General features: G+C 71.4%; 22 protein-coding genes and 1 riboswitch. Of the genes, 14 read left to right on the forward strand and 8 right to left on the reverse strand.

All coding sequences use genetic code 11. From position 1 onward, the window contains the following. Positions 1–3: 3 nt before the first annotated feature. The 3 genes from M3667_RS02950 to M3667_RS02960 all read right to left on the reverse strand — a co-directional run bounded on the left by M3667_RS02950 (position 4) and on the right by M3667_RS02960 (position 4,456). Positions 4–1,008, reverse strand: coding sequence for a sugar ABC transporter substrate-binding protein (locus tag M3667_RS02950; protein ID WP_251504705.1), 1,005 nt, complete (start codon positions 1,006–1,008; stop codon positions 4–6). 117 nt (positions 1,009–1,125) lie between these two features. Further along, entirely contained in the window at positions 1,126–2,775 is a 1,650-nt protein-coding gene (locus M3667_RS02955) for an amidohydrolase (RefSeq protein WP_251504708.1), read from the reverse strand. 205 nt (positions 2,776–2,980) lie between these two features. Continuing rightward, a complete protein-coding gene (locus tag M3667_RS02960) occupies positions 2,981–4,456 on the reverse strand; it encodes an aldehyde dehydrogenase family protein (protein ID WP_251504710.1) in 1,476 nt (491 codons plus the stop codon). A 440-nt stretch (positions 4,457–4,896) separates the two neighbouring features. On the opposite strand from M3667_RS02960, the gene M3667_RS02965 reads away from it, so the two are divergent. The 3 genes from M3667_RS02965 to M3667_RS02975 all read left to right on the forward strand — a co-directional run bounded on the left by M3667_RS02965 (position 4,897) and on the right by M3667_RS02975 (position 8,675). After that, positions 4,897–6,549, forward strand: a complete 1,653-nt coding sequence (locus tag M3667_RS02965) for a thiamine pyrophosphate-binding protein (RefSeq protein WP_251504712.1) — start codon at positions 4,897–4,899, stop codon at positions 6,547–6,549. Beyond that, positions 6,546–7,988, forward strand: a complete 1,443-nt coding sequence (locus M3667_RS02970) for an FAD-binding oxidoreductase (protein WP_251504714.1) — start codon at positions 6,546–6,548, stop codon at positions 7,986–7,988. Before M3667_RS02965 ends, M3667_RS02970 begins: the two co-directional genes overlap by 4 nt. A 186-nt stretch (positions 7,989–8,174) precedes the next feature. Next, positions 8,175–8,675, forward strand: coding sequence for a hypothetical protein (locus M3667_RS02975; RefSeq protein WP_251504716.1), 501 nt, complete (start codon positions 8,175–8,177; stop codon positions 8,673–8,675). 74 nt (positions 8,676–8,749) lie between these two features. Here the strand turns inward: M3667_RS02975 and M3667_RS02980 are convergent, their stop codons facing one another. Beyond that, on the reverse strand, positions 8,750–10,132 hold the full coding sequence (locus M3667_RS02980) for an MFS transporter (RefSeq protein WP_251504718.1): 1,383 nt from the start codon (positions 10,130–10,132) through the stop codon (positions 8,750–8,752). 118 nt (positions 10,133–10,250) lie between these two features. On the opposite strand from M3667_RS02980, the gene M3667_RS02985 reads away from it, so the two are divergent. From M3667_RS02985 to M3667_RS03010, 6 genes are all read left to right on the forward strand, one after another. Beyond that, positions 10,251–11,867 carry a fumarylacetoacetate hydrolase family protein gene (locus tag M3667_RS02985; protein ID WP_251504720.1) on the forward strand — a complete coding sequence of 539 codons (1,617 nt, stop codon included), beginning with the start codon at positions 10,251–10,253 and terminating at the stop codon, positions 11,865–11,867. Next, entirely contained in the window at positions 11,831–12,550 is a 720-nt protein-coding gene (locus M3667_RS02990) for a GntR family transcriptional regulator (protein WP_251504722.1), read from the forward strand. The genes M3667_RS02985 and M3667_RS02990 overlap by 37 nt, the downstream gene beginning before the upstream one ends. A gap of 104 nt (positions 12,551–12,654) precedes the next feature. Beyond that, complete coding sequence (hpaE, locus tag M3667_RS02995) at positions 12,655–14,169, forward strand: 5-carboxymethyl-2-hydroxymuconate semialdehyde dehydrogenase (protein ID WP_251504725.1); 1,515 nt, start codon at positions 12,655–12,657, stop codon at positions 14,167–14,169. Between the two features lies 1 nt (position 14,170). Continuing rightward, positions 14,171–15,319 carry a 3,4-dihydroxyphenylacetate 2,3-dioxygenase gene (hpaD, locus tag M3667_RS03000; protein WP_251504728.1) on the forward strand — a complete coding sequence of 383 codons (1,149 nt, stop codon included), beginning with the start codon at positions 14,171–14,173 and terminating at the stop codon, positions 15,317–15,319. 251 nt (positions 15,320–15,570) lie between these two features. Continuing rightward, complete coding sequence (locus tag M3667_RS03005) at positions 15,571–16,356, forward strand: fumarylacetoacetate hydrolase family protein (RefSeq protein WP_074694057.1); 786 nt, start codon at positions 15,571–15,573, stop codon at positions 16,354–16,356. Then, positions 16,341–17,141: an aldolase/citrate lyase family protein gene (locus tag M3667_RS03010; RefSeq protein ID WP_251504731.1), complete on the forward strand. Its 801-nt coding sequence runs from the start codon at positions 16,341–16,343 to the stop codon at positions 17,139–17,141. The genes M3667_RS03005 and M3667_RS03010 overlap by 16 nt, the downstream gene beginning before the upstream one ends. Here M3667_RS03010 and M3667_RS03015 read toward each other — a convergent pair. Further along, on the reverse strand, positions 17,135–17,974 hold the full coding sequence (locus tag M3667_RS03015; RefSeq protein ID WP_251504734.1) for a helix-turn-helix transcriptional regulator: 840 nt from the start codon (positions 17,972–17,974) through the stop codon (positions 17,135–17,137). The two genes, M3667_RS03010 and M3667_RS03015, sit on opposite strands and share 7 nt — an antisense overlap. Positions 17,975–18,076: 102 nt before the next feature. Here M3667_RS03015 and hxlB point away from each other — a divergent pair, with 102 nt between their 5' ends. Next, positions 18,077–18,649, forward strand: coding sequence for a 6-phospho-3-hexuloisomerase (gene hxlB, locus M3667_RS03020; protein WP_251504736.1), 573 nt, complete (start codon positions 18,077–18,079; stop codon positions 18,647–18,649). 28 nt (positions 18,650–18,677) lie between these two features. Continuing rightward, a complete protein-coding gene (hxlA, locus tag M3667_RS03025; protein ID WP_251504739.1) occupies positions 18,678–19,301 on the forward strand; it encodes a 3-hexulose-6-phosphate synthase in 624 nt (207 codons plus the stop codon). A 70-nt stretch (positions 19,302–19,371) separates the two neighbouring features. On the opposite strand, the gene M3667_RS03030 is transcribed toward hxlA, so the two are convergent. The 3 genes from M3667_RS03030 to glyA form a co-directional block, all read right to left on the reverse strand. Continuing rightward, positions 19,372–19,854 (reverse strand): cytochrome C5, encoded by a 483-nt coding sequence (locus tag M3667_RS03030; RefSeq protein WP_251504743.1) that lies wholly within the window; start codon positions 19,852–19,854, stop codon positions 19,372–19,374. Positions 19,855–19,944: 90 nt separating this feature from the next. After that, positions 19,945–20,829 carry a bifunctional methylenetetrahydrofolate dehydrogenase/methenyltetrahydrofolate cyclohydrolase gene (locus tag M3667_RS03035; protein WP_251504745.1) on the reverse strand — a complete coding sequence of 295 codons (885 nt, stop codon included), beginning with the start codon at positions 20,827–20,829 and terminating at the stop codon, positions 19,945–19,947. Positions 20,830–20,926: 97 nt separating this feature from the next. Further along, positions 20,927–22,201 carry a serine hydroxymethyltransferase gene (gene glyA, locus M3667_RS03040; protein WP_251504747.1) on the reverse strand — a complete coding sequence of 425 codons (1,275 nt, stop codon included), beginning with the start codon at positions 22,199–22,201 and terminating at the stop codon, positions 20,927–20,929. A gap of 57 nt (positions 22,202–22,258) precedes the next feature. Then, positions 22,259–22,344: riboswitch (ZMP/ZTP riboswitch) on the reverse strand. 276 nt (positions 22,345–22,620) lie between these two features. Between glyA and M3667_RS03045 the strand changes: the two genes are divergently transcribed. The 3 genes from M3667_RS03045 (at position 22,621) to M3667_RS03055 (ending at position 25,934) form a co-directional block, all read left to right on the forward strand. Then, entirely contained in the window at positions 22,621–23,007 is a 387-nt protein-coding gene (locus M3667_RS03045; protein WP_186325400.1) for a YrdB family protein, read from the forward strand. Next, positions 23,004–24,410: an FAD-binding oxidoreductase gene (locus M3667_RS03050; protein WP_251504749.1), complete on the forward strand. Its 1,407-nt coding sequence runs from the start codon at positions 23,004–23,006 to the stop codon at positions 24,408–24,410. The genes M3667_RS03045 and M3667_RS03050 overlap by 4 nt, the downstream gene beginning before the upstream one ends. Before the next feature lie 123 nt (positions 24,411–24,533). Then, on the forward strand, positions 24,534–25,934 hold the full coding sequence (locus M3667_RS03055; protein WP_251504750.1) for a L,D-transpeptidase family protein: 1,401 nt from the start codon (positions 24,534–24,536) through the stop codon (positions 25,932–25,934). Positions 25,935–26,224: the final 290 nt, after the last annotated feature.

The following is a 26,224-nucleotide window of genomic DNA, read 5'->3' on the forward strand; positions in this document are numbered from 1 at the left end:
GGCTCAGCCGCCCAGTTCGGTGATGTAGCTCGAGAGGTTCGGATCGTCGACGGTGACCACGGTCACGGGCAGATCGACGCTCGCGTCGGTCTTGCCCTCTCCGAGGGCGATGGGGATGTCGATGACGTTATCGACGAGGTCCTTCAGCGAGAAGTAGGTCGCGGCGCGGAAGAAGCCGCCTTCTTTCATCTTCTGCAGCAGGAACAGGTTGGGGTCGAGCCCGCCGACATAGGTCTTCGTGTCGGTCTCGGGTCGGCCCGAGGCGACGAGCGCCTGGTACGCACCCTGCGCGGCGTCGCCGACGGCCGAGACGACGACGTTCGCGTCGGGGTGCTGCGCGAGCAGCGTCGTGGTGACCGACAGCCCATCGTCGGGGGTGACGGCCTGCTGCTCACCGACGATCTGCAGGTCGGGGCCGACGGCCTTGAGGCCGTCGAGCAGGCCTTGCGTGCGCTCCTGACCGATCTGCCGCTCGGTCTCGCTGAGCACGATGACCTTCGCGTTCGGACCGACATTCTTCAGCGCCCACTCGGCGGCGTCCTTTCCGAGGTCGACGCCCGACTGGTAGAAGCTGAACTGCAGCGTCGCGTCTTGGTTGGTCATGTCGCCGCCGTACGTGACCCAGTACTTGCCGCCGTCGCGGTACTGCTGGGCGACCGATTCGAGGCTCGCCGGGTCGACGGGGAACGACACGACCGCGTCGACGTCGCTGGTGAGGTTCGAGGTGAGCTGGCTGACCTGCTTCTGCAGGTCCATCTCATCGTTGGTGAAGGTGACCTCCACCCCCTTCTCCGCGGCGCGCGCCTCGACGATGTTGACGATCGCTCCGTAGACGGGGAGGGCGGTGAAGGGGTAGTCGAACAGGATCTTCTTGACCGGACCGCGCTCGGCCGGGGCCGCGCTCGACCCCGATCCGGCGTCGTCGGCGGCGGTGGTGCTGCAGGCGGAGAGGGCGAGACCGGCGATGACGACCGAGGCCATCGCGGTCAGGCGGAGGCGACGCTTCATGGTGCTGCTCCTTACGGGTGGAACGGGCGGGTGTGAGGTGCGGGTGGTGCGGGTGGCGCGAGGGGTTGCCGAGGGCCGCCCCCGGGGATGCGAGGGGCGGATGAAGCTGTGCGGCGGTCAGGCGGTGAAGACCCGGCGACCGGCGAACCACGTCTCGACCGCGCGCGTGTGCACGACGCGCTCGATCTCGACGGAGAAGGGATCCTGATCGAGCACGACGAAGTCGGCAGACTTGCCGACGCTGAGCGAGCCGGTCACCTCGCCGAGTCCCATCGCGGTGGCGGCGTTGACGGTGAAGACCTCGAACGCCTCGTCGAGGGTGAGTGCCTGCTCGGGCCAGAGCGTGCCGGGCGCGCGGCCGAGCGGGTCGGCGCGGGTGACCAGACCCTGGATGCCCTCCCATGGGTTGGGCGAGACGCTGACCGGCCAGTCCGAGCCGCCGGCGACCAGCACGCCCCGGTCGACGAGGTCGCGATTGGGCTGGAGGTGCGCGGCCTCGGGCTGCGGACGCACCTGGGCGATGGCATCCGGAATCACCCCGGGGAACCACAGGAACGGCGAGATGTCGGCTGACACGTCGAGCTCGACGAAGCGCTGCCGGTCGTCGGGGTGCACGAACTGGCCGTGGGCGATCTGGTACCGCGTGGCGGTGTCGCCGCCGGAGCGGACGACGGCGATCGCGTCGAGGGCGACGCGCACCGCGGCGTCTCCCGTGCAGTGGATCTTCGCGCCCAGGCCCTGCGCCGCGGTGCGGACGAGCCAGTCGGTGAGGTGTGCGGGGTCCATGGTGGTGACGCCGCAGTGCGCGTGCCCGTGGTCGGGGCTCGGCAGGTAGGGGGTGAGGAACGCGCCCGTGTACGTCGGGGGCACCCCGTCGAGGGCGACCTTGACGAAGTCGGGCCGGTGGTGGGTGGTGCGGAACTCCTCGCGCCGCGCGACGAGCTCGTCTCCCACCGGGGTGTTCGCGAAGAGAAACTCGCTCGACAGCAGCGACGACACCACCCAGGCGTGCAGATCGCCGTCGTCGTCGAGGTCGCGCAGGGCCCCCATGATCTCGACGGTGGCCGCGGCATCCTGGAATGCGGTGATGCCGAAGGAGTGCAGGATCTCGATCGCCCGGGCGCTGGCCCGACGGTAGCGTTCGGGCGTCCGCGCGAGGTTGCGGTCGAGGGCCTCGGTGACGGCGAGGGTCGCCGCCTCCATGAGCAGGCCCGTCGGCTCTCCCGTCTCGGCGTCGCGCACGATGCGTCCCTGCGCGGGATCGGGGGTGTCGGAGCGGATGCCGGCCGCCTCGAGCGCCGCGGAGTTCGCGAAGCGGTTGTGGTGGCTGTCGTCGGTGAGCACGACCGGACGCCCGCCCGCGGCCTCGTCGAACCGGGCGCGGGTCGAGACCGTCGAGAACTCGTCGAGCAGGACGCTGCCGAACGCCTCGCCCACCACCCACTCGTCGGGACCGAGATCGGCGGCATAGGCACGCACCGCCTCGAGCACCTCGTCGAGGCCCGCTGTGGGCGGGAACGCGAGCTGGAAGAGCTCGGCCTCGCCCGCCATGAGGTGGTGGTTGTGCACGTCGACCAGTCCGGGGACGACCGCGGCCCCGCCGAGGTCGCGCACCTCGGTGTCGGGGCCGGCCGTGACGAGCACCTCCTCGTCGTCGCCGACGGCGATCAGACGTCCGTCCGCGACGGCGAGCGCGGTGGCGTGCGGGCGCGAGCGGTCCGCCGTGCGCACGACGGCGCCGTGCAGGATGAGGTCTGCGACGGTCATGGGGCTCCCGGGTGTTCGGCGGCGTCTGGGCGACGACGGTGGGGGTGGAACGGGTCCGGCGGGCGGATGCCGCGATGCCGGGGTGGAGCGGGTGAGTACATCATCTGCGTCGGGGGCGTGCTCTGCTTGACCAGGGGTGCCCCCGGGTTGACGCAGGACGCACGACCCGCGGCCCGGGCGGGAGCCCACCCCCGCCCGGGCGGCGTCAGCCGTTGATGACCTGCGGCACGCCAAGCGCCTTCAAGCCCTCGACACCGAACTCGAGGCCGTAGCCCGAACCCTTCACCCCGCCGAACGGGATGAGCGGGTGCACGCCGCCGTGGGAGTTGATCCACACGGTGCCCGCCTGCAGGCGCGCGGCCACGCGTCGTGCGGCGTCGCGGTCGCTCGACCACACCGAGGCGCCGAGCCCGACGTCGAGGCCGTTCGCGCTCGCGACGGCGTCCTCGAGCTCGGTGTAGCGGATGACGGGGAGCACCGGCCCGAACTGCTCCTCGTCGACGAGTGCGACCCCATCGGCCACGTCGGCCACGATCGTCGTGCGATAGAACAGCTCGCCCAAATCGGTGGCCGGCTCGCCGCCGAGCACGATGCGCCCGCCGGCGGCCTTGGCGTCGTCGACAAGGCGGTCGACGATGTCGAACTGCTGCTTGTTCTGCAGCGGGCCGAGAACGGTGCCCTCGTCAAGACCGCGACCCATGGGCACCTGCGCGGCGTAACCGGCGAGCGCGTCGACGACCGCGTCGTAGACGTCGTCGTGCACGTACAGGCGCTTGAGGGCGGCGCACGTCTGGCCGGTGTTGATGAATGCGCCCCAGAACAGTCCCTCGGCGATGGCCACCGGGTCGACGTCGGGAAGCACGATGCCGGCGTCGTTGCCGCCGAGTTCGAGCGTGAGGCGGGCGAGGTTACCCGCGGAACTCTCGATGATCTTGCGACCGGTCGCGGTGGAGCCGGTGAACATCACCTTGTCGATGTCGGGGTGGGCGACCAGTCGGGCGCCGGCGTCGCGGTCGCCCGCCACGGCGATCAGCACGTCGTCGGGCAGCACTTCGTTGATGACGTCGACGAGGGCGAGCACGCTGAGAGGCGTGTACTCGCTCGGCTTGACCACGACGGTGTTGCCCATGCGCAGCGCGGGGGCGATCTGCCACACGGTGATCATCATGGGCCAGTTCCACGGCCCGACCGCGGCGACGACGCCGAGCGCGCGGTAGTGCAGCTCGGCGTACACCTGGCCGTCGTCGGCGACCACCTCGGGCTTCAGCTCGGTTCCCGCGGCGGTGCGCAGCCACGCGGCGCACGCGCCCACCTCGAAGCGGGCGTTCGGGCCGTCGAGGGGCTTGCCCTGCTCGCGCGAGAGCAGGCGCGCAAGGGCTTCGGCGTTCGCCTCGATGCGGTCGGCGGCGGCCATCAGCAGTCCGCTGCGCTGTTCGTGGCCCCGGGCGTCCCACGCGGGCTGCGCGGCGCGGGCGCGACCCACGGCGGCGTCAACCTCGGCCACGGTGTGCACCGGCGCCCGGCCGATCACCTCGCGCGTGGCGGCATCCGGAATCTCCCGCCCCTGACCCTCGGGAGCCTGCACTCGCGCGAGCAGCGCGGCGTCGTCGGCGTCGGGCGCGGCAGCGGGCACGGCCGCGTCGATCTCGGGTTCGGCCAGGGCAGGGGTGGGGTCGGACATCTCGGCTCCTTCGATTCGTGTCCCGGGCCGTGGTGCGCGATGCCCGTCCCGTCAGCCTCCGCCGGCCACCCGCGCGCCGCTTGTCCGCGCGTGCGCGGGCCATGACCGGGCGTGCCCGCTTGCCCGGCTCGTCCGGCGCCCGGCGCCCGGCCCGCATTCCGCCGAGACTGCAACTCGCTGACATCTGCGTGCCAGGCTGCAACGGGCTCGTCAGCGAGGTGCAGTCTCGCGGCCCCGAACCGACCCTCGGCCCGGGCAGGCCTGCGCCCCGGACCGGCCCTCGCCCGAACGACCCCCGCATAGCCCGCGCGATCGTATATGATCGCTCCCGTCAGGCGCACGAGGTCGTGCGTCGCTGCTCGAAAAAGGGGCACGTAGCGCGAGACCCGCGCGAGACACATACGGCTCATTCCCGTTCCTGTTTCGCGAAAGGCTTCCGCATGCCCATCGTCTCCGCGCACGTCGCCCACACCCTCGGCCGCCACCTCGACCACGTCTTCGGCGTGATGGGCAACGGCAACGCGTACTTCCTCGACGCCCTGCACCGGCACACCGACGCCGTCTTCACCGCGATGCGGCACGAGGCCGGCGGGGTCGTCGCCGCCGACGCTCACTATCGCGCGTCGGGCCGCATCGCCGCTGCCACCGCCACCTACGGCGCCGGCTTCACGAACACGCTCACCGCGCTCGCCGAGTCGGCGCAGGCGCGCATCCCCCTGCTGCTCGTGGTCGGCGACGAACCCACCTCGGGCCCGCGCCCGTGGGGCGTCGACCAGGTGGCCCTCGCCTCGGCCGTGGGCGTGCGCACCTATACCGTCGGCGACCGCGACGCCTCGGCCACCGTGCTCATCGCGCTCGAGCACGCGCTGACGTATCGCGTGCCGGTGGTGCTGGCGATCCCGTACGACGTGGTCACGCGCGAGGCCGGAGAGCTGACGGATGCCGGGACCGTGACGATCCCTGCTCCCCTGGCCCCGCAGGGTCCGGCCGCGAGCGCCGCACTCGACCGCATCGCCGACGCCCTCGCCGCAGCCGAGCGTCCGTTCCTCCTCGCCGGTCGTGGAGCCTGGCTCGCCGACGCCGGCCCCGCGCTCGGGCGCCTGGCCGAGACGACCGGGGCGATCACGGCATCCACCGCTCTCGGCCGCGGGATCTTCCCCGACACCGCCCACGACCTGGGCGTCACGGGCGGCTTCGGCGCCGCGGGCGCGATGGAGCTCGTGCGCGAGGCCGACGTCGCCGTCGTCTTCGGCGCGGGGCTCAACCAGTTCACGATGCGCTTCGGCGAGCTCTTCGCCCCGGGCACGCAGGTGTTCCAGGTCGACGTGGCGACCACCGCGACCCACGCCCAGGTGGGTGGGTTCGTACGAGCGGATGCCGCGGTGGCGGCCGACGAGATCGTGAACCGCCTGCGCTCTCGCGGGGCGGTGTCGTCGGGCTGGCGCGACCGCGTCGATGTCGCTCCGCTGCGCGAGCAGGAGGCCGGGGAGGGACTCGCCCCAGACGGCCGCCTCGACCCCCGCTCGGCCGCCGCGCGGATCGGCGAGCTGCTGCCTGAAGACCGGGTCGTCGTGTCGGACGGCGGGCACTTCCTCGGCTGGTCGAACATGTATTGGCCCGTCTCCTCGCCCGACCGCGTGATGATGGTCGGCACGGCGTACCAGTCGATCGGCCTCGGCTTCCCCTCGGTCGCGGGAGCCATCGCCGCCCGCCCCGATTCCACGGTGGTGCTCACCACCGGCGACGGCGGCGGACTCATGGCGATCGCCGACCTCGAGAGCGCCGTGCGCACGGCCGCCGGCCACGGCATCGCGGTGGTGTGGAACGACGCCGCCTACGGCGCTGAGATCAACCTGTACGGGCTGAAGGGCCTCGCCCGCGAGCCGATGCTCATCCCTGAGGTCGACTTCGCCGCCGTCGCACGCGGCTTCGGCGCCGAGGGAGTGGTGGTGCGCGAGGTCGCCGACCTCGAGGCGCTGGCCGAATGGACCCGCCGCGACCCCGCCGAGCGGCCGTTCCTGCTGCTCGACCTGCGCATCAGCGGCACCGTGATCGCCCCGTACCAGCGCGAGATCATCAAGGTGAACTCGTGAGCGAGCCGGCGGCCGGGGCCAGCGCGGTGCGGGACGCGGCGGCCACCGCGATGCCGCGCGCAGAGACGGACGCGACAGCGGGCGCCGCGGCGACCGACGCCCTCGACGAACTCCGCGCAGCCCTCGGCGACCGCTTTCTCGACGATCCCGCGAGCCTCGCCGCCTACGCCGTCGACAGCTCGCGCGCGCAGCCCGAGGGCCTGCCGATCGCCGTGGTGCGGGCGACCTCGACCGGCGATGTGTCGAGGGCTCTCGCGTGGGCGCACGCCCGTGGCATCCGCGTCTCCGTCCGAGGAGCCGGCACCGGACTCTCGGGCGGGGCCGTGGCCTACGCCGGCGGGCTGGTGGTCTCGCTCGAGGTGCTGAACCGCATCATCGACATCGACGTCGAAAACCGACTCGCCGACGTCGAGGCGGGGGTGATCACGGCGGATCTCGATGCCGCCGCCCTCGCGCACGGCCTGTTCTTCCCGCCCGACCCGGCGAGCGCGCAGTGGTCGACGATCGGCGGGAACATCGCCACGAACGCCGGAGGCCTGCGCTGCGTCGCCCACGGCGTGACCACCGACGTCGTCGCGGCCCTCGAGGTCGTGCTCGCCGACGGTCGCGTGATGCGCACCGGTGCGCGCACGCGCAAGAACACCACCGGGTACGACCTCACCAGCCTGTTCACCGGGTCGGAGGGCACGCTCGGCGTCATCACCGCGGCGACCGTCCGCCTCAAGCCCGTGCCACCCGGGCAGCCCCGCACCTTCCGCGCGAGCTTTGACGACATCGAGGACGCCGGTCGCGCGGTCACCGCGATCGTGTCGGGCCCGGCCGCCCCCGAGGTGCTCGAGCTGATCGATGCGCGCAGCGTCGAGATCATCGAGGCCTTCCACCCGAGCGGCCTCCCCTCCCCCGGCGCGGCGATGCTGGTCGGGCAGACCGTGGGCCTCGCCGCCCTCGACACCGCCGAGGCGATCGCCGCCGTCTGCCGCGCGCACGGCGCCGTCGAGACCGAGATCAGCGACTCCGACAGCCTGCTCGAAGCTCGTCGCCTGGCGAACCCCGCGCTCACCGCGCAGGGTCTGCGGGTGTCGTGCGATGTGGGCGTGCCCGTCGCGCAGCTGGCGACGGTGTTCCGCGGCATCGGCGAACTGGCCGAGCGCCACGGCCGCCGCATCGCGGTGGTCGCGCACGCGGGCGACGGCAACCTGCACCCGACGGTCGAGGCGGGCGAGAGCCCCGAGGAGTACGCCGCGGCCGAGCTCGTGATCGACGACATCACGCGCCTCGCCCTCTCACTCGGGGGGACCATCTCGGGCGAGCACGGCATCGGCTCGGTCAAGCGTCACGAGCTCCCCTGGCAGCAGGATGCCGTGGCCCTCGACGTGCAGCGCGCGATCAAGGCCGCGCTGGATCCGCGTGGCATCCTGACCCCCGACCGCTCGATCTGAGGTTCGGTCCGCGCTGGCCGGCGCAGCACGACTCGCTCACCCGCGCACGCGACTGTGCTGCGCGCGCACGATGGACTCCGGGCTCTGTCGCGGGCGGCGGCGCTCTTCGTACGCTCGCCTCATGCGTTCGATCCGGCAGCGACGACCCTCGGCGGGGCCGTCGGGCACGGGTGCGAGGGGCCGGAGATGACGCTGGAATTGGCGGCCCACGGAGCCGCCCTCGTCTGCTCGGGGGTCGCCTCGTGCTGCGCGCGATCCGGTCCCGCCGATGAGCGTCGGGAGCGGATCATCGCGTCGGTGCTCATGACCGCTGCAATGCTCGATACCGCCGTCCTGCACTTCGTGCCGCCGATCGCCTGGGCGACCGTCCTCCTCGCTGCCGCGCTGGTCTTGAGCGCGTCGCGCCGGTGGCGTGCGGGGCGCGGTGAGCACGGCGTCTACACCCCCGCGGGCCTCGTGGTCATGGCCGCGCTGATCGCGTCGTCGACGCACGGCGAGCCGTTCCCGATCACCACCACGACGCACGCCCACAGCGGGCCGGTGCTGGCCGGGCTGTGCGCCGCCCTCGCGCTGGTGTACACCGCGGCATCCGCGCACCGGATGCGCAGCGGGTCGCCCGCCGGCCGCGCGCACCACGCCGCGATGGGTGGCTCGACGGCGCTGATGGCGCTGGGAGCCCTGCTGTGAGCGCCGGCCGCGCGCCGCGCAACGCCGAACGGCCCCACCGCGCCGGAGCGCGACAGGGCCGTCCGTCGAGCGACTCAGACCTTCGACAGCCCGCGAATCGGGCTGACCTCCTGCTCGGCCTCGTGGTCGGGGCCGAGGGGGATGCCGCTGCGGTCGCGCAGCAGCAGCGTCGCGACCAGACCGAGCACGGCCATGATCGCGAGGTACACCGTGACCGACACGGTCGTTCCGGTCGCATCGACCAGGGCCGTGGCGATGGTCGGGGCGAACGCGCCGCCGAGGATCGCACCGAGCGCGTAGGCGATCGACACCCCCGAGAAGCGGATGGATGCCGGGAACAGCTCGGCGTACAGCGCGGCCTGCGGCCCGTAGGTCAGGCCGAGGCCGACCGTGAGCAGCATGAGACCGATGGTCAGCAGCACGATGCTGCCGGAGTTCACGAGCGGGAACAGCGCCACGATCGCCACCAGCATCGAGAGCCACCCGATGATGTAGGTGTTGCGGCGGCCGATCTTGTCGCCGAGCCATCCGCCGAGCCACGTGAAGATCAGCCAGGTGATGGCCGACAGGGTCACCGCGCCGAGCACGTCGGCGGTGGCGAGGCCCAGGGGGCCGTCGGGGTTGGTCGCGTAGCGCTGGATGTATCCGCCGGTGGTCATGTAGCCCACGGCGTTGTTGCCGGCGAACACGAACGCCGCGATGATCACGAGCAGCGAGTGCTTGCGGAACAGCTGCACGATCGGCATCCGGGTCTGCTCCTTGCGCTCGGCGAGCTCGACGAACACCGGGCTCTCCTCGACCTTCTTGCGCACGTAGTAGCCGACGAGGATCAGCACGAACGACAGCAGGAACGGCACGCGCCAGCCCCACGCGAAGAACGCGTCACCCGGGGCGATCACGGCCATCAGGCCGAGCATGCCGCTCGCGAGCAGCAGGCCGAGGGGCACGCCCAGCTGCGGCGAGGCGCCGAAGAGGCTGCGCTTGGTCTTGGGGGCGTGCTCGACGGCCATGAGCACCGCGCCGCCCCACTCGCCACCGGCCGAGATGCCCTGCAGCACGCGCAGCAGGATCAGCAGCACGGGAGCCGCGACGCCGATGACCTCGTAGGTCGGCAGCACGCCGATGAGGGTGGTCGAGGCGCCCATCATGATGAGCGTCAGCATGAGCACGACGCGGCGGCCGTACTTATCGCCCAGGTGCCCGGCGAGGAAGGCGCCGAGGGGACGGAACAAGAAGCTCAGACCCACCGTGAGGAACGACAGGATCTGCGCGATGCCGGGGCCGGCGGGCGCGAAGAACAGCTGGCCGAAGACGAGGCCGGCGGCCGAGGCGTAGAGGAAGAAGTCGTACCACTCGACGGTGGTGCCGACAACGGTGGCGAAGACCACGCGGCGGCGGTCCTTCGGGGTGGAGATGGTGCCGGTGGGCGTGAAGCCCTGTGGCTGAGAGCGGGACATGGGGACTCCTTCGAGACGTCATCGTCAGACCCCGGGACGTCGTCGTCGGCGACGAGGCGCGGTGTTGCTGGGGCGTTCGTCATCGTATACGATTTCGGATACGACGCAAGGGAGCTTCATGAACGACACCACCGACCCCCGGTTCACCGTCCTCGGCGGTCGCCCGGGCAAGATCGTGGCCGTCCACCTGTCGTACGGCTCGCGCGCCGATCAGCGCGGTCGTCGACCGGCCGCCCCGTCGTACTTCTTCAAGCCGTCGAGCTCGCTCGCGGCATCCGGGTCCGAAATCGTGCGCCCCGCGGGCACCGAGCTGCTCGCGTTCGAGGGTGAGATCGCGCTCGTCATCGGCGAGCCGGCGCGATGGGTGACTCCGGATGCCGCGTGGTCGCACGTGGCATCCGTCACCGCCGCCGATGACTTCGGTCTCTACGACCTCCGCGCGAACGACAAGGGCTCGAACGTCCGCTCCAAGGGCGGCGACGGATACACCCCGCTCGGCCCCGCGCTCATCGACGCCCGCGAGGTGGATCCCACCGCCCTGCGCCTGCGCACCTGGGTGAACGGCGACCTCGTGCAGGACGACTCGACCGCGGGCCTCATCTTCTCGCTCGCCCAGATCGTCGCCGACCTCTCGCAGCACTTCACCCTCGAGACCGGTGACGTGATCCTCACCGGCACCCCCGCCGGCTCGTCGGTGGTCGTCCCGGGCGACGTGGTGGAGGTGCAGGTGGATGCCGGCGCCCTCACGACCGGCCGCCTCCGCACGACCGTGACCCAGGGCGCGCAGTCGTTCGACCCCGCGATCGGCTCGCTCCCCGCGGTCGACGACACCCAGCGCACAGAGGCGTGGGGCTCGGCCGGGGCGGCCGCCGCCGCTGCCGCTGCCACGAGAACAGGCGATGTCACCGGAACAGGAGAAACCCCGGCGAATCAGCCTGTTCCCGTCGCATCCCCTGTTTTGGTGACGGATGCCGCCCCGCCCCGCACCGGCGACGTCACTGACGCCGGCGGAAAGGCAACGGATGCCGCGACCCCGGCCCCCGCCCTCTCCCCCGCCCTGCGCGACAAGCTCTCGCGCGTCCCCGTCGCCGCCCTCAGCGGGCAGCTGCGCAAGCGCGGCCTCAACGACGTCACCATCGACGGTGTGCGCCCGCTCACCCCCGGCAGCCGCTTCGTCGGCACGGCGCGGACGCTGCGCTTCGTCCCCCACCGCGAAGACCTCTTCGCCTCGCACGGCGGCGGACAGAACGCCCAGAAGCGCGCGTTCGACGCGGTCGGCGCGGGCGAGGTCATCGTCATCGAGGCCCGCGGCGAGACCGGCTCCGGCACGCTCGGCGACATTCTCGCGATCCGCGCGCACGCCCGGGGGGCTGCGGCCATCGTCACCGACGGCGGGGTTCGCGACGCCGAAGCCGTGGCCGCGGTCGGCATCCCCGTCTTCACCGCCGGGGCGCACCCGGCCGTGCTCGGCCGCCGCCACGTGCCGTGGGAGACCGACGTGGCCGTGGGCTGCGGCGGCACGACCGTCGAGCCCGGCGACGTCCTCGTGGGCGACGGCGACGGCGTGATCGTCATCCCGCCGGGGATCGCCGAAGAGGTGGTCGACGCCGCCCTCGCGCAAGAGGCCGAAGACGCGTGGATCGCCGCGCAGGTGGCATCCGGGCACCCGATCGAGGGGCTCTTCCCGATGAACGCGGAATGGCGCGCGCGCTACGAAAGCGAGGTCGGGAAGTGAAAGACGTGACGACCACCAAGAGCAAGTCGCAGCAGGCGTACCAGTGGATCAAGCAGCGCATCGCGTCGCAGGAGTTCACCCCCGGCTACCGCCTCGTGCTCGGCTCGATCGCCGGTGAGCTCGACATGAGCGTCGTGCCCGTGCGCGAGGCCATCCGCCAGCTCGAGGCCGAGGGCCTGGTGATGTTCGAGCGCAACGTCGGCGCGCGCGTGTCGATGGTCGACGACACCGCCTACCGCTTCAGCATGCAGGCCCTCAGCCTGCTCGAGGGGGCCGCCACCGCCCTGTCGGCCCGCGCGCTCACCCACGACGACGTGCGCCGCGCCCGCCAGGTCAACGAGCTGATGGTCGAGACGCTCGAGCACTTCGACCCGCGCGCCTTCACCGCGCTCAACCAGGAGTTCCACGCGATCCTGTTCGAGAAGTGCGCCAACCCGCGCATGCTCGAGCTCGTGCAGGCCGAGTGGGCGCGCCTGGGGCACCTGCGCGATTCGACGTTCAGCTTCGTGCCGGGCCGCGCCGCGGAGTCGGTGCGCGAGCACGAGAACATCCTCGTGCTCATCGAGAACGGCGCTCCCCTGGCCGAGATCGAGAAGGTCTCGCGCCGCCACCGCTCGGCCACCCTCGACGCGTACATGATCCACGAGCACCCCGACCAGGTGCTTGGCCTTCCCGCTTTCTGACCTCGAAAGACAGTTCCGGATGCCATGACCCCGCGCCCCGACGACATCGCCGTCGCGGATCGCCTGCCACCCGGCATCCACCCCTCTTCACCGAAGGAGCACCCATGACCACCCCGCTCACCACCGCCCGCCGGATCCCGGCCGATCTGCCCGAGCGCATCCAGCACTACATCGGGGGCCGCTTCGTCGACTCGGTCGACGGCGACACCTTCGACGTTCTCGACCCGGTGACCAACCAGACCTACCTGCAGGCCGCCGCGGGAAAGAAGGCCGACATCGACCTCGCCGTCGCCGCTGCGCGCAAGGCCTTCACCGAGGGACCCTGGCCCCGGATGCAGGCGCGCGAGCGCTCGCGCGTGCTGCACCGCATCGCCGACATCGTCGAATCGCGCGACGAGCGCCTCGCCGAGCTCGAGTCGTTCGACTCCGGCCTGCCGATCACCCAGGCGCTCGGCCAGGCGCGGCGCGCGGCCGAGAACTTCCGCTTCTTCGCCGACCTGATCGTGGCCCAGACCGACGACGCCTTCAAGGTGCCCGGTCGCCAGCTCAACTACGTCAACCGCAAGCCGATCGGCGTCGCCGGCCTCATCACGCCGTGGAACACCCCCTTCATGCTCGAGTCGTGGAAGCTGGGTCCGGCCCTTGCCACCGGCAACACGGTGGTGCTCAAGCCCGCCGAGTTCACTCCCCTGTCGGCGTCGCTGTGGGCCGGCATCTTCGAGGAGGCGGGACTGCCCGAGGGCGTGTTCAACCTCGTCAACGGCCTCGGCGAAGACGCCGGCGACGCGCTCGTGAAGCACCCCGAGGTGCCGCTGATCTCGTTCACCGGCGAGAGCTCGACGGGGCAGTTGATCTTCGCCAACGCGGCGCCCTTCCTGAAGGGCCTGTCGATGGAGCTGGGCGGCAAGAGCCCGGCGATCGTGTTCGCCGACGCCGACCTCGACGCCGCGATCGACGCGACCATCTTCGGAGTCTTCTCGCTCAACGGCGAGCGCTGCACCGCGGGCAGCCGCATCCTCGTGCAGCGCGAGGTCTACGACGAGTTCGTCGAGCGCTACGCCGCTCAGGCCGATCGCGTGAAGGTCGGCTTCCCCGACGACCCCGACACCGAGGTGGGCGCCCTGGTGCACCCCGAGCACTACGCCAAGGTCATGTCGTACGTCGAGCTCGGCAAGACCGAGGGACGCCTGGTCGCCGGCGGCGGTCGCCCCGAGGGCTTCGACGAGGGCAACTTCGTGCGCCCCACCGTGTTCGCCGACGTCGCATCCGACGCGCGCATCTTCCAGGAGGAGATCTTCGGCCCGGTCGTGGCGATCACCCCCTTCGACACCGATGAGGAGGCCCTGGCGCTCGCGAACGACACGAAGTACGGCCTGGCCGCGTACGTGTGGACCAACGACCTCAAACGCGCGCACCTGTTCGCGCAGAACGTCGAGGCCGGCATGGTGTGGCTCAACTCGAACAACGTCCGCGACCTGCGCACGCCCTTCGGCGGGGTGAAGGCCTCGGGCCTCGGCCACGAGGGCGGCTACCGCTCGATCGACTTCTACACCGACCAGCAGGCCGTGCACATCACGCTCGGCCCCGCCCACAACCCCACCTTCGGCAAGGGAGCCTGAGATGACAGACCGCAGCCAGATGACCCGCACCTCGTCGGGATTCTTCGTCTCGCAGGAGGCTCCCATCGAGGCCTCGGACCCCATCCCCACGCCCACCTCGCCCGCGCCCGACATCCTGCGCTGTGCGTACATGGAGCTCGTGGTGACCGACCTCGCGGCATCCCGTGTCTTCTACGTCGACATCCTGGGCCTGCACATCACCGAAGAGAACGACGAGGCGATCTACCTCCGTTCGACCGAGGAGTTCATCCACCACAACCTGGTGCTTCGCCAGGGCCCCGTCGCGGCCGTCGCCGCCTTCTCGTACCGCGTGCGCAGCGCAGAAGACCTCGACAAGGCCGTCGCCTTCTACGAGGAGCTCGGCTGCGAGGTGCGCCGCGAGCCCAACGGATTCACCGAGGGCATCGGCGACTCGGTGCGCGTGGTCGATCCCCTCGGCTTCCCGTACGAGTTCTTCTTCGACACCGAGCACCAGGAGCGCCTGTCGTGGCGCTACGACCTGTACTCCCCCGGCGAGCTCGTGCGCCTGGACCACTTCAACCAGATCACCCCTGACGTGCCCCGCGCGGTGAACTTCATGCAGTCGCTCGGTTTCCGCGTGACCGAAGACATCCAAGACGAAGAGGGCGTCGTCTACGCGGCGTGGATGCGCCGCAAGCCCACCGTGCACGACACCGCCATGACCGGCGGCGACGGGCCCCGCATGCATCACGTGTGCTTCGCCACGCATGAGAAGCACAACATCCTCTCGATCTGCGACAAGCTCGGCGCCCTCCGCCGCTCGGATGCCATCGAGCGAGGCCCCGGCCGCCACGGCGTCTCGAACGCGTTCTACCTGTACCTGCGCGATCCCGACGGCCACCGCGTCGAGATCTACACGCAGGACTACTACACCGGCGACCCCGACAACCCGGTCGTCACGTGGGACGTGCACGACAACCAGCGCCGCGACTGGTGGGGCAACCCCGTCGTGCCGTCGTGGTACACCGAGGGCTCGCTCGTGCTCGACCTCGATGGCAACCCGCAGCCGGTGCGCGCCCGCACCGACTCGAGCGAGATGGCCGTGACCATCGGCGCCGACGGCTTCAGCTACACCCGCGCCCCCGAAGAGGTCGGCGCCGGCGAGTTCAAGCTGGGCAACCAGCTGTAAGCCGCCGCCCTGCCCGCCCAGCCAGCGCCAGCGCCCGCCCACCCATGTCCCACTTTCGGCGGCCTGAGCGCCGTCGAAGTAGCCACAATCGGGACACGCGCCGCCATAAGTGGGACGTGCGCACAGCCGTAGGCCGTCCCCGCCCACCCCTGTCCCACTTTTGGCGGTCTGAGCCCCTCTCAGCCAGCCGAATTCGGGACACGCTCCACCGAAAGTGGGACGAGGTTCGTCAGACCGACCAAGGAGACCCCATGCTCACCGACGCACAGATCGACGCCATCGCGGCCGAGCTCGCCGAGGCCGACCGCGCGCACGCGGTGATCCCGCGGATCACGGCGAGGTATCCGGATGCCGTGGTCGAAGACTCCTACGCGATCCAGGGCCGCTGGCGCGATACGCAGATCGCCGCGGGGCGCACCCTCGTCGGGCGCAAGATCGGCCTGACGTCGAAGGCGATGCAGCAGGCGACGGGCATCACCGAGCCCGACTACGGCGTGATGTTCGACGACACCGTGTACCGCTCGGGAGACGAGATCCCGGTCGCGCTGTTCTCGAACGTGCGCATCGAGGTCGAGCTGGCGTTCGTGCTGAAGACCCCGCTCGAAGGCCCCGACTGCACGCTCGACGACGCCCTCGCCGCGATCGACTACGCCGTGCCCGCACTCGAGGTGCTCAACTCGCACATCGAACTCGAGGGCCGCACCATCGTCGACACGATCAGCGACAACGCCGCCTACGGGGCGATGGTGCTCGGCGACGTGCGCAAGCGCCCCGACGAGATCGACCTGCGCTGGGTTCCGGGCGTGCTGAGCCGCAACGGCGAGATCGAAGAGACCGGCGTCGCCGCGGGCGTTCTCGGCCACCCGGCGACGGGCGTGGCGTGGCTGGCGAACAAGTTCCACCAGCACGGCGCGCGCCTGGAGGCGGGCGAGATCATCCTGGCAGGATCGTTCACGCGCCCGATGTGGGTGTCGCAGGGCGACGACGTGCTGTGCGACTACGGACCGATGGGAACGATCTCGTGCCGCTTCGTCTGACCCCGACCTTCCGCTCGGCCCTCTCGGCATCCGACCGCCCCCTCGCGGGCATGTGGGTGTGCTCGGGCAACGCCACGATCACCGAGGTCGCCGCGGGCTCGGGCCTCGACTGGCTGCTGCTCGATATGGAGCACTCCGCGACCTCGCTCGAGTCGGTGCTGACCCAGCTGCAGGTGGCCGCGGCCTACCCGGTCACCCCGGTCGTGCGCGTGCCCTGGAACGACCCCGTGACCATCAAGCGGGTGCTCGACCTGGGCGCGCAGAACCTCATCGTGCCCATGATCTCGACCGCCGACGAGGCGCGCGCCGCGGTCGCCGCCACGCGGTATCCGCCGCAGGGCGTGCGCGGAGTCGGCAGCGCCCTCGCCCGCAGCGCCCGCTGGAACCGCGTCGACGGCTACCTCGCCGGGGCCGCCGAGCACGTCTCTCTCACGGTGCAGATCGAGACGACGACGGGCGTCGACAACGCCGCCGACATCGCCGCGGTCGAGGGGGTGGATGCCGTTTTCGTCGGCCCCAGCGACCTCTCGGCCTCGATGGGTCTGCTCGGCCAGCAGTCGCACCCCGACGTCGTCGCGGCGGTGCACCACGTGTTCGCGGCTGCGAAGGATGCCGGGACCCCGGTCGGCGTCAACGCCTTCGACCCCGTGGTGGCCGAGGCCTACCTCGACGCCGGCGCGGATTTCGTCGCGGTCGGCGCCGACGTGGCCCTGCTCGCCCGCGCGTCCGAGGCGCTGACGGCTCGGTTCGTCACCGGGCGCACGGCGCAGCGCGATAGCTACTGAGCGCGCGCCGTTCCGAGCGCCGCGAGCTCGGCTCGTGTGGAGACGCCGGCTTTGCGCAGCAGGTTCGACACGTGGAACTTCGCGGTGTTCTCGCTGATGCCGAGGCGTTCGGCGATGGCGCGGTTGCGTGAGCCCGCGACGATCAGGCTGAGCACCTCGCTCTCGCGGGGGCTGAGGTCGACCGCCTCGTCGAGGAAGTCGGGGCGCGGGGGCGGATCGAGCGGCAGCACGACCGACAGTTCCGAGCCCCACCCGGGGGTCGAGGCGACATCGAACGCCCCGTTGAGCGCACTGACCCGCTCGACGATCGGCCCCAGCGAGTCGTCATGAGCGGTGAGGGTGCCCGCGCCGTCGTCGCGGATGCCGATGAGCAGGTTCAGTCCATCGCAGTCCCACTGGATGCGCACGCGATGCGGAGTGCCCCGGTCGAGCAGGGCGAGCACGGCGCTGCGGACGATCGCCCGCGCCTCGTGCGCGACTTCACCCGGCAGGGCGCGCCCGGTCGCCGGAGGCTCGACGAACTGCACGTCGAGGTCGCCGTGTCGAACGAGCGGACGGAGGTCGGTGCGCAACCGGGCGAAGGCCCCGGTGACGGGCTCGAGCAGGGCGCTGCGCTGCTGATCGGTCGACGTCCGCAGCACGACGAGCGCGGCGGCCGCGGTCTCCACGGCAAGGGCGCGCGCGGCCCGGTCGTCGAGACGCGTGGACCGCAGGATCGCCAGCACCGATTCGAGCGTCACGGCGTGGCGGTCGGCCTGCTCGGCGACGATGCGTTCGTGCTCGATGACGAGGGCGCGGGACGCGGGAGACGACAACTCGGCGGACGGCTTCACCCGCCCAAACCTAGCCGACGGAGGCGAACCTACCCGATCGGGTAGGTCGACCTGTGCCGTCGACCGGCCACGCGCTCCGCTCCCCCGGCGAAGCATGGAGACATGACCTCCCCCGACGCCGGCATCGCGGCATCCCTCAGCCGCATCTCGGGCGAGCTGACCGTGGTCGTCGACCGCCTCGCCACCGGTGACGGCGCGGACGACGTGCTCGAGGTGCTGGGCGGCGCCGACCGCGTGTTCGTCCTCGGTGCCGGCCGTTCGGGCCTCGCCCTGCAGATGACGGCGATGCGCCTCATGCACCTCGGCCTCGCCGTGCACGTGGTCGGCGAGACCACCGCCCCCGCGATCCGCGCCGGCGACGTGCTGCTCACCGCCAGCGGCTCGGGCACGACGACGGGGATCGTCCGCGCCGTCGACACGGCCGCCGAGGTCGGCGCGCGCGTCGTGGCGATCACCACCGCGCCCGACTCGCCCCTCGGGCGGGCGGCGGACGCCCTCGTCGTGGTGCCCGCCGCGACGAAGCTCGTTCGCTCGGGCACGGCATCCACCCAGTACGCCGGCGGTCTGTTCGAGCAGGCCGTCGTGCTCGTCGGCGACGCGATCTTCGACGCGCTCTGGCAGCGCTCGGGCCTCTCGGCCGACGACCTGTGGCCCCGCCACGCGAATCTCGAATGACCCTCCACCCCGACAGTCAGGACCCCCAATGAAGCTGCAGTTCGCCATGGACACCCTCACCACCGAGGCCGCCCTCGACCTCGCCGCCGCCGCGGCGCCGCACGTCGACATCCTCGAGCTCGGCACCCCGCTCATCAAGAGCGAGGGCCTCTCGGCCATCACCGCCATCAAGAAGGCCCACCCCGACAAGATCGTCTTCGCCGATCTGAAGACGATGGATGCCGGCGAGCTCGAGGCCGACATTGCCTTCGGCGCGGGAGCCGACCTCGTGACGGTGCTCGGAAGCGCCGGAGACAGCACGATCGTCGGAGCCGTCACCGCCGCCAAGAGGCACGGCAAGGGCGTCGTCGTCGACCTCATCGGGGTCGCCGACAAGCCGGCCCGCGCGAAGGAGGTCATCGCCCTGGGCGTCGAGTTCGTCGAGATGCACGCGGGCCTCGACGAGCAGGCCGAGGAGGGCTTCACCTTCGCCACGCTGCTGCGCGACGGAGAAGCTTCGGGCGTGCCGTTCTCGGTCGCCGGGGGCGTCAACGCGTCGAGCATCGCCGACGTGCAGAAGGCGGGCGCCCAGGTCGCCGTCGCCGGCAGCGCCATCTACAGCGCCCCCGATGTGGGCGCCGCCGCCGCGGAGCTGCGCGCCGCGATCATCTGAGCGCCGACCGCATCCCGAGAACGACGAAGGGCCGGACGATCGCTCGTCCGGCCCTTCGTGGTGTCGAGGGTCAGTCCTCGTCTTCGTCGTCTTCGTCGTCGTCGCCGATGATCTCGATGTCCTCGACCTCGAGCTCGGGCGTGAGCTGCACGTGCACGAGGGCGTCGGGGAACGAGGTCTGACCGGCGAAGACCACGATGATCGCGTCGGCGAACACGCCCACGCCGATCGCCTCGAGGTCGGTGCGCAGGTCGACGTCGGCATCGAGCTCGTCGTCGTCCAGGGCGTCTTCGATGTCGCTCGCGACCTCTTCGACGATCGCGCGCCAGCGCTCTTCGCCGACCGAGAGCACGTCCTTGAGGTTGCTCATGATCGCGTCGAGGTCGGGGGCGTCTTCTTCGTCGATCTCGGGGTCGAGGTCGACCTCCACCTCGACGCCGGCGGCATCCAGGTGTCCCGACCCGATGACGCTGTCTTCGTCGATCTGGGCGTCGTCGAGCAGGCCGCTCTCGGTGACGCGGCGGAGGAGGTCGTTCAGCACGGACTCAGTCATGCATCAACGATCCCACGTCGGACTCCCTGTGGGGAACACCTTGCGCGCGCCGCGACGGCTGTTCAGCCTGCGCTTGCGCGCGGTTCACCCTCAAGCGGATGCCGCCCGCTCGGCCGCCTCGACGACGTTGGTCATCAGCAGGGCCACGGTCATCGGTCCGACCCCGCCGGGGTTCGGCGAGACGAAGCCCGCGACCTCGGCCACGTCGGGGTGCACGTCGCCGAACACGCGCGACTTCCCGGTCTCGGGGTCGGTCTCGCGCGTGACGCCCACGTCGAGCACCGCGGCACCCGGCTTGACGTCGGTGGCGCGCACGATGTGCTTCACTCCCGCGGCGGCGACGATCACGTCGGCCTCGCGCAGGTGCTTCGCCAGGTCGGCCGTGCCGGTGTGGGTGAGGGTCACGGTGGCGTTGATCTCGCGACGGGTCAGCAGCAGCCCGATCGAGCGGCCGATCGTGACGCCGCGGCCGACCACCACGACCTCCTTGCCCTTCAGGTCGTAGTCGTTGCGCAGCAGCAGCTCGATGACGCCGCGCGGGGTGCACGGCAGCGGCGTGTGGATCGGCGCGTTGACGTTGAGCACGAGACGCCCGAGGTTCGTGGGGTGCAGGCCGTCGGCATCCTTGGCCGGATCGATCCGCTCGAGGATCGCGTCAGTGTCGATGTGCTTCGGCAACGGCAGCTGCACGATGTAGCCGTGGCATTCCGGGTCGGCGTTGAGGCGGTCGATGACGGCCTCGACCTCCTGCTGGGTCGACTCGGCCGGAAGCTCCACCTGGATGGAGTTCATGCCGATCGCCTCGGACTGCTTGTGCTTCATGCCGACGTAAAGCTGAGAGGCGGGGTCGGCGCCCACGAGCACCGTCGCGATACCGGGGACGATCCCCTTCGCGCGCAGGGCCGCGACGCGCTCGGTGAGCTCCGCCTTGATCGCCGCCGACGCGGCTTTACCGTCGAGAATCGTCGCCGTCATGGCATCCCTCTTCCTGGGTGTCGATGGGGGCGGCCCGCCGTGTGCGCGGCCGCCCGCCGGAACGGGGCCGCAACAGCAGCCCCGCCCCGGCCGGGGCTCACTGGTGCAGGTCGGGGTACAGCGGGAAGGCGTCGGCAAGCGTCGCGACGCGTGCACGCAGGGCCTCGACGTCGGCGCCGGGGATCAGCGCGAGCGCGATGATGTCGGCGACTTCGGTGAACTCGGCGTCGCCGAAGCCGCGGGTCGCGAGCGCCGGGGTGCCGATGCGCAGGCCCGAGGTCACCATCGGCGGACGCGGGTCGTTCGGCACCGCGTTGCGGTTGACCGTGATGTGGATGTCGTGCAGCAGGTCTTCGGCCTGCTTGCCGTCGATCTCGGCCTCGCGCAGGTCGACGAGCACGAGGTGCACGTCGGTGCCGCCCGAGCGCACGGCGATGCCGGCGTTCTTCACGTCGTCCTGGGTGAGACGGTCGGCGAGGATCGACGCGCCTCGCAGGGTGCGCTCCTGGCGCTCCTTGAACTCCGGCGTCATCGCGAGCTTGAACGCCGTGGCCTTCGCGGCGATGACGTGCATGAGCGGGCCGCCCTGCTGGCCGGGGAAGACCGCGGTGTTGATCTTCTTGGCCAGGTCGGCGTCGTTGGTGAGGATGAGACCCGAGCGCGGGCCGCCGATCGTCTTGTGCACGGTGGTCGAGACGACGTGCGCGTGCGGGATCGGAGAGGGGTGCACGCCCGCGGCGACGAGACCGGCGAAGTGCGCCATGTCGACCCACAGCAGGGCGCCCACCTCGTCGGCGATCGCGCGGAACGCCTCGAAGTCGAGCTGGCGGGGGTAGGCCGACCAGCCGGCGATGATGACCTTCGGCTTGTGCTCGAGGGCGAGGCGGCGCACCTCGTCCATGTCGATGATGCTGGTCTCGGGGTCGACGCCGTAGGCGACGATGTCGTAGAGGCGGCCCGAGAAGTTGATCTTCATGCCGTGGGTGAGGTGACCGCCCTGGTCGAGGGCGAGGCCGAGCAGCGTGTCGCCGGGGCGGGCGATCGCGTGCAGCACCGCGGCGTTGGCCGAGGCGCCCGAGTGGGGCTGGACGTTGGCGAACTCGGCGCCGAACAGCTGCTTCGCGCGCTCGATGGCGAGCGACTCGGCGACGTCGACCTCTTCACAGCCGCCGTAGTAGCGACGACCGGGGTAGCCCTCGGCATACTTGTTCGTCAGCACCGAGCCCTGCGACTGCAGCACCGAGACGGGGACGAAGTTCTCCGACGCGATCATCTCGAGGAATCCGCGCTGACGGTTCAGCTCGCGCTCGAGAACCTCGGCGATCTCGGGGTCGACCTCCGAGAGAGGGGCGTTGAAGTACGGATCGGTCATGCGATCTCCTTGACGATGGTTCCGGATGCCGCGGACTCGGCGAGTCCGCGGAGATACCGCATCGACCCAGGCGTGCGGTCGAATACCGTCAAGCGGTCGCTCCCCGGTGGTGTCCCACCTCAACGCCAGTCGCGACGGTGCCACTGTAGCGCGTATCACGCGCGCGTCCTCGCGCGTCGCGGCATCCACCGTTCCTCCACAGGTTCCACCCGGAGCGGAGGTGGCTGAGCTCGTGGAGGTCATCGGGTTCAGCTGGTGCGCGAGGTGGCTGGGCCCGTCGAAGCCACCGGGGCCACCGCGGGTGCCCGGGCCCTTCGACAAGCTCAGGGGCCTGCGCTGCGCGAGATGACTGCGCCGCGAACGGCTCGACGGTGAGCGAACCCGGATGCCGTGCCCCGACGCCCGCGTAAAATGCTGGGGTGACCGACACTCCGAACGTCCGCGCGCAGGCGCCTCTCGCTCCCGGCATGCGCCCGCGCCCGTCGGGGGTTGAGATCGGCAGCGTCATCTGCGGCCTCTTCGCCTTCATCACGCTCGCCATCTGGGGCTTCACCGCGTGGCCCTTCCCCTGGAGCATCGTCGCCGGCATCGGCGCCCCCGTCCTGGCGATCGCCGTGTGGGCGCTGTTCGTCTCGCCGCGCGCCGTGCTGGCGGTGCACCCCTTCGTCCGCGCGATCGTCGAGCTCTTCGTCTACGCCGCAGCGACCGTGGCGTGGTGGAGCATGGGGCAGGCCCTCATCGGCCTCGTGTTCGCGATCGTCGCCGTCACCTTCGGCGCTCTGAACGGCCGGCGGCGCCTGGCGTGATCGCCGACGGGACGGCCTCCGAGGCGCCGTCTCCCCGCGCGCCCGACCGGGCCCTCGCATTGCTTCGAGCTGAGCTCGGCGACCGCGTCGACACCTCGCCCGCGTCGCTCGAGGCCGCGCGGGCCGACAAGTCGGGCCATGCGGCCGAGGGACTCCCCCTGGCCGTCGTGCACGCGGCATCCGTCGCCGACGTTCAAGCGGTGATGCGCATCGCCACCGCCACGCGCACCCCCGTCGTGCCGCGCGGCGCGGGCACCGGCCTCGCGGGAGGTGCGAACACCGGCGGCGGCGAGATCAGCCTGTCGGTGCGCGGCATGGACCGCGTGCTCGAGGTGCGCCCCGACGACCTGCTGGCCGTGGTCGAACCCGGCATTGTGAACGCGGACCTCAACGCGCAGCTCGAACCGCACGGCGTGTGGTGGGCGCCCGATCCCGCGAGCCGCGCGATCTCCACCGTCGGCGGCAACATCGCCACCGGCGCCGGCGGCCTGCTGTGCGCGAAGTACGGCGTCGTGCGCGACGCGGTGCTCGGCGTCGACCTCGTGCTCGCCGACGGGCGACTCCTGCACCTCGGCCACCGCAGCGTGAAGGGCGTCACGGGTCTCGATCTCACCTCGCTCGTCATCGGGTCTGAGGGCACGCTCGGTGTCGTCGTCGGCGCGACGCTCAAGCTCCGTCGCCTCGTCGAGGGCGAGCGCGTCACTCTGACGGCCCTGTTCGAGGGTGTGCGGGCCGCCGCCGTCGCGTCGGCGGCGGTCACGGCATCCGGGATCCAGCCCGCGATCATGGAGTTGATGGATGCCACGAGCCTCGCGGCCGTGCATCGCCTGCTGTCTCTGCCGGCCCCCGTCGCCGGTGCCGCTCAGCTGACCGTGCAGACCGACGGACCCGTTGCCGTCGATGAAGCGCGCGCGGTCGCCGAGGTGCTGCGCGCCGCCGGTGGAACGGTGACCGTCGCCGCCGACGCGGCCGAGGGCGAGGCGCTGCTGGCCGTGCGGCGCGCGATGCATCCCGCGATGGAGACCCTCGGCACGACCCTCATCGAAGACGTGTCGGTGCCGCGCAGCGCGCTGCCCGACATGTTCGACGAGATCGCCCGCATCGAACGCGAGTTCGGCCTCGTCATCCCCGCGGTCGCCCACGCGGGCGACGGCAACCTGCACCCCAACTTCGTGTTCGAGGGGCCCGAGGTGCCCCCGATCGTGTGGCAGGCCGCCGAGGAGCTCTTCCGCGCGGCGCTCGCGCTGGGCGGCACCCTCACCGGCGAGCACGGTATCGGCGTGCTCAAGCGGCGCTGGCTGGCCGACGAGCTGGGCGACGACCAGTGGGCCCTGCAACGCGACATCGCGCGGGTGTTCGACCCCCTCGGCATCCTGAACCCGGGAAAGGTGTTCGCGCCCTGAGGCCGTCCGCGGCCGGTCCGGCCACGTCGCGCCACCGGCGTGATCAGACCGTGATATTGCTCGGGGGTGATGCGCAGGGCGCGGCTTTAGCATGGGAAGACTGACTTCCGGGGGGTTTGACTCATGACCGACGGCGCACCTGGCACCGACGGCGCGACCTACGCTTGGGCTCCGCCCGAGCCCACGACGCGCAAGAACCGCTCCGGCCTGTGGATCGGTATTCCCGCCGGTGCGACGGCCGTGGCCCTCATCGCGGCCTCTCTCGTGCTGATCGCCCCCGGCGCTTCGGTCGCCGGCGTGCAGATCGGGGGCCTCACCGCCGGTGCAGCCGCCCAGGCGATCTCGAACCGCTTGGCCGAGACCGCCGTCGTCGTCGAGAGCCCCGCCGGAGAGGTCACCGTCACCGGAGCCGACCTCGGCGCGACGGTCGACGCCGCCGCCCTGGCCGACAAGGCCTTCGCCGACAACCCCATGTGGAAGCCGGCCGCGTGGTTCCCCGAGGGAGCCGGTGTCGCCGTCCAGATCGACGAGTCCGCCGCCACCGCCGCCCTGCGCGACAAGGCTCCCGGCGCGTACCGCGCGCCCGTCGACGCCACCGTCGCCTACGACGCGGGCTCGCAGGCCTACGTCGCCACCCCCGCCGAAGCGGGCGAGGGCATCGACGTCGCCACCGTCGCCGCCGCCCTGCAGTCGGCCTTCGACTCCGGTGAGAGCAGCACCACGGTCGACGCGACCCTCGTTCCCGTCGAGGCCCCCGTCTCGACCGACGAGGCCGGCGCCGCCGTCGCGACCCTCAACGGCATCCTCGACTCGGCCGGCTTCTACGTCGGCGACGAGCGCACCGTCCCTGTCGATCGCGCCACCGCCGCCTCGTGGCTCACCGTCACCCCCGACGGCACGGGCGACTTCGCCATCTCGGCCGACCAGACCGCCATCCAGACGGTTGTCGACGGCCTGACCGGCACGGTCGACCGCGGCGCCGTCAACGCCGACGTGATCGTCGACACCGGCGGAGAGGTCATCCACACCCTCACCGAGGGCCAGACCGGTCGCGCGCTCGGCGATACCGCCGGCATCGCCGCGGCCTTCGCGACGCAGCTCGCCGACGGCAACGGGCGCTACGCACTCAACGTCACCGAGACGCCGTTCGACACCACCAAGACCGAGCGCCGGATCGACGTCAACCTCAGCACGCAGACCACCACGCTGTGGCAGAACGGTCAGGTGTACCGCACCTACACGATCTCGTCGGGCGCCGGCGAGCACGCGACGCACACGGGGAACTTCCGCATCGGCTGGAAGACCGCGATGCAGGACATGGGCTGCGTCCCCGGCTACGACTACTGCACCAAGGACGTCCCCTGGGTGTCGTACTTCAACGGCGACGAGGGCTTCCACGGCACCTACTGGCACAACAACTTCGGGACGCCGATGAGCCACGGCTGCATCAACATGACCATCGCGCAGGCCAAGGAGCTCTACGACTGGGCCTACCGCGGCACGGAGGTCTCGGTTCACTACTGAACCCGGATGCTTCTGAGAGGGGTGGATGCTTCGGCATCCGCCCCTCTGTCTTTCGCCCCGGCGGGCCGGGGTCCCGGCGGGACAGCGACCTGGCGGGCCGGCGTCTTGGCGCGACAGCGTCTTGGAGCGCTGCGTCGCCCCGCCGCGACACAACGCAGGACTTCCGCCCGGCAACCCGCCCTGACACTCCGCTTCCGGGGCCCCAGCGCGCACAACTCCTGCACTATGTCCCGACCGTGCCCTCCGCGGCGCCCGAGAACCGCGGATTGCAGGAGTTGTGCCGCGCCGAC

Source organism: Microbacterium sp. P26 (assembly GCF_023712585.1).
Classification (GTDB): domain Bacteria; phylum Actinomycetota; class Actinomycetes; order Actinomycetales; family Microbacteriaceae; genus Microbacterium; species Microbacterium algihabitans_A.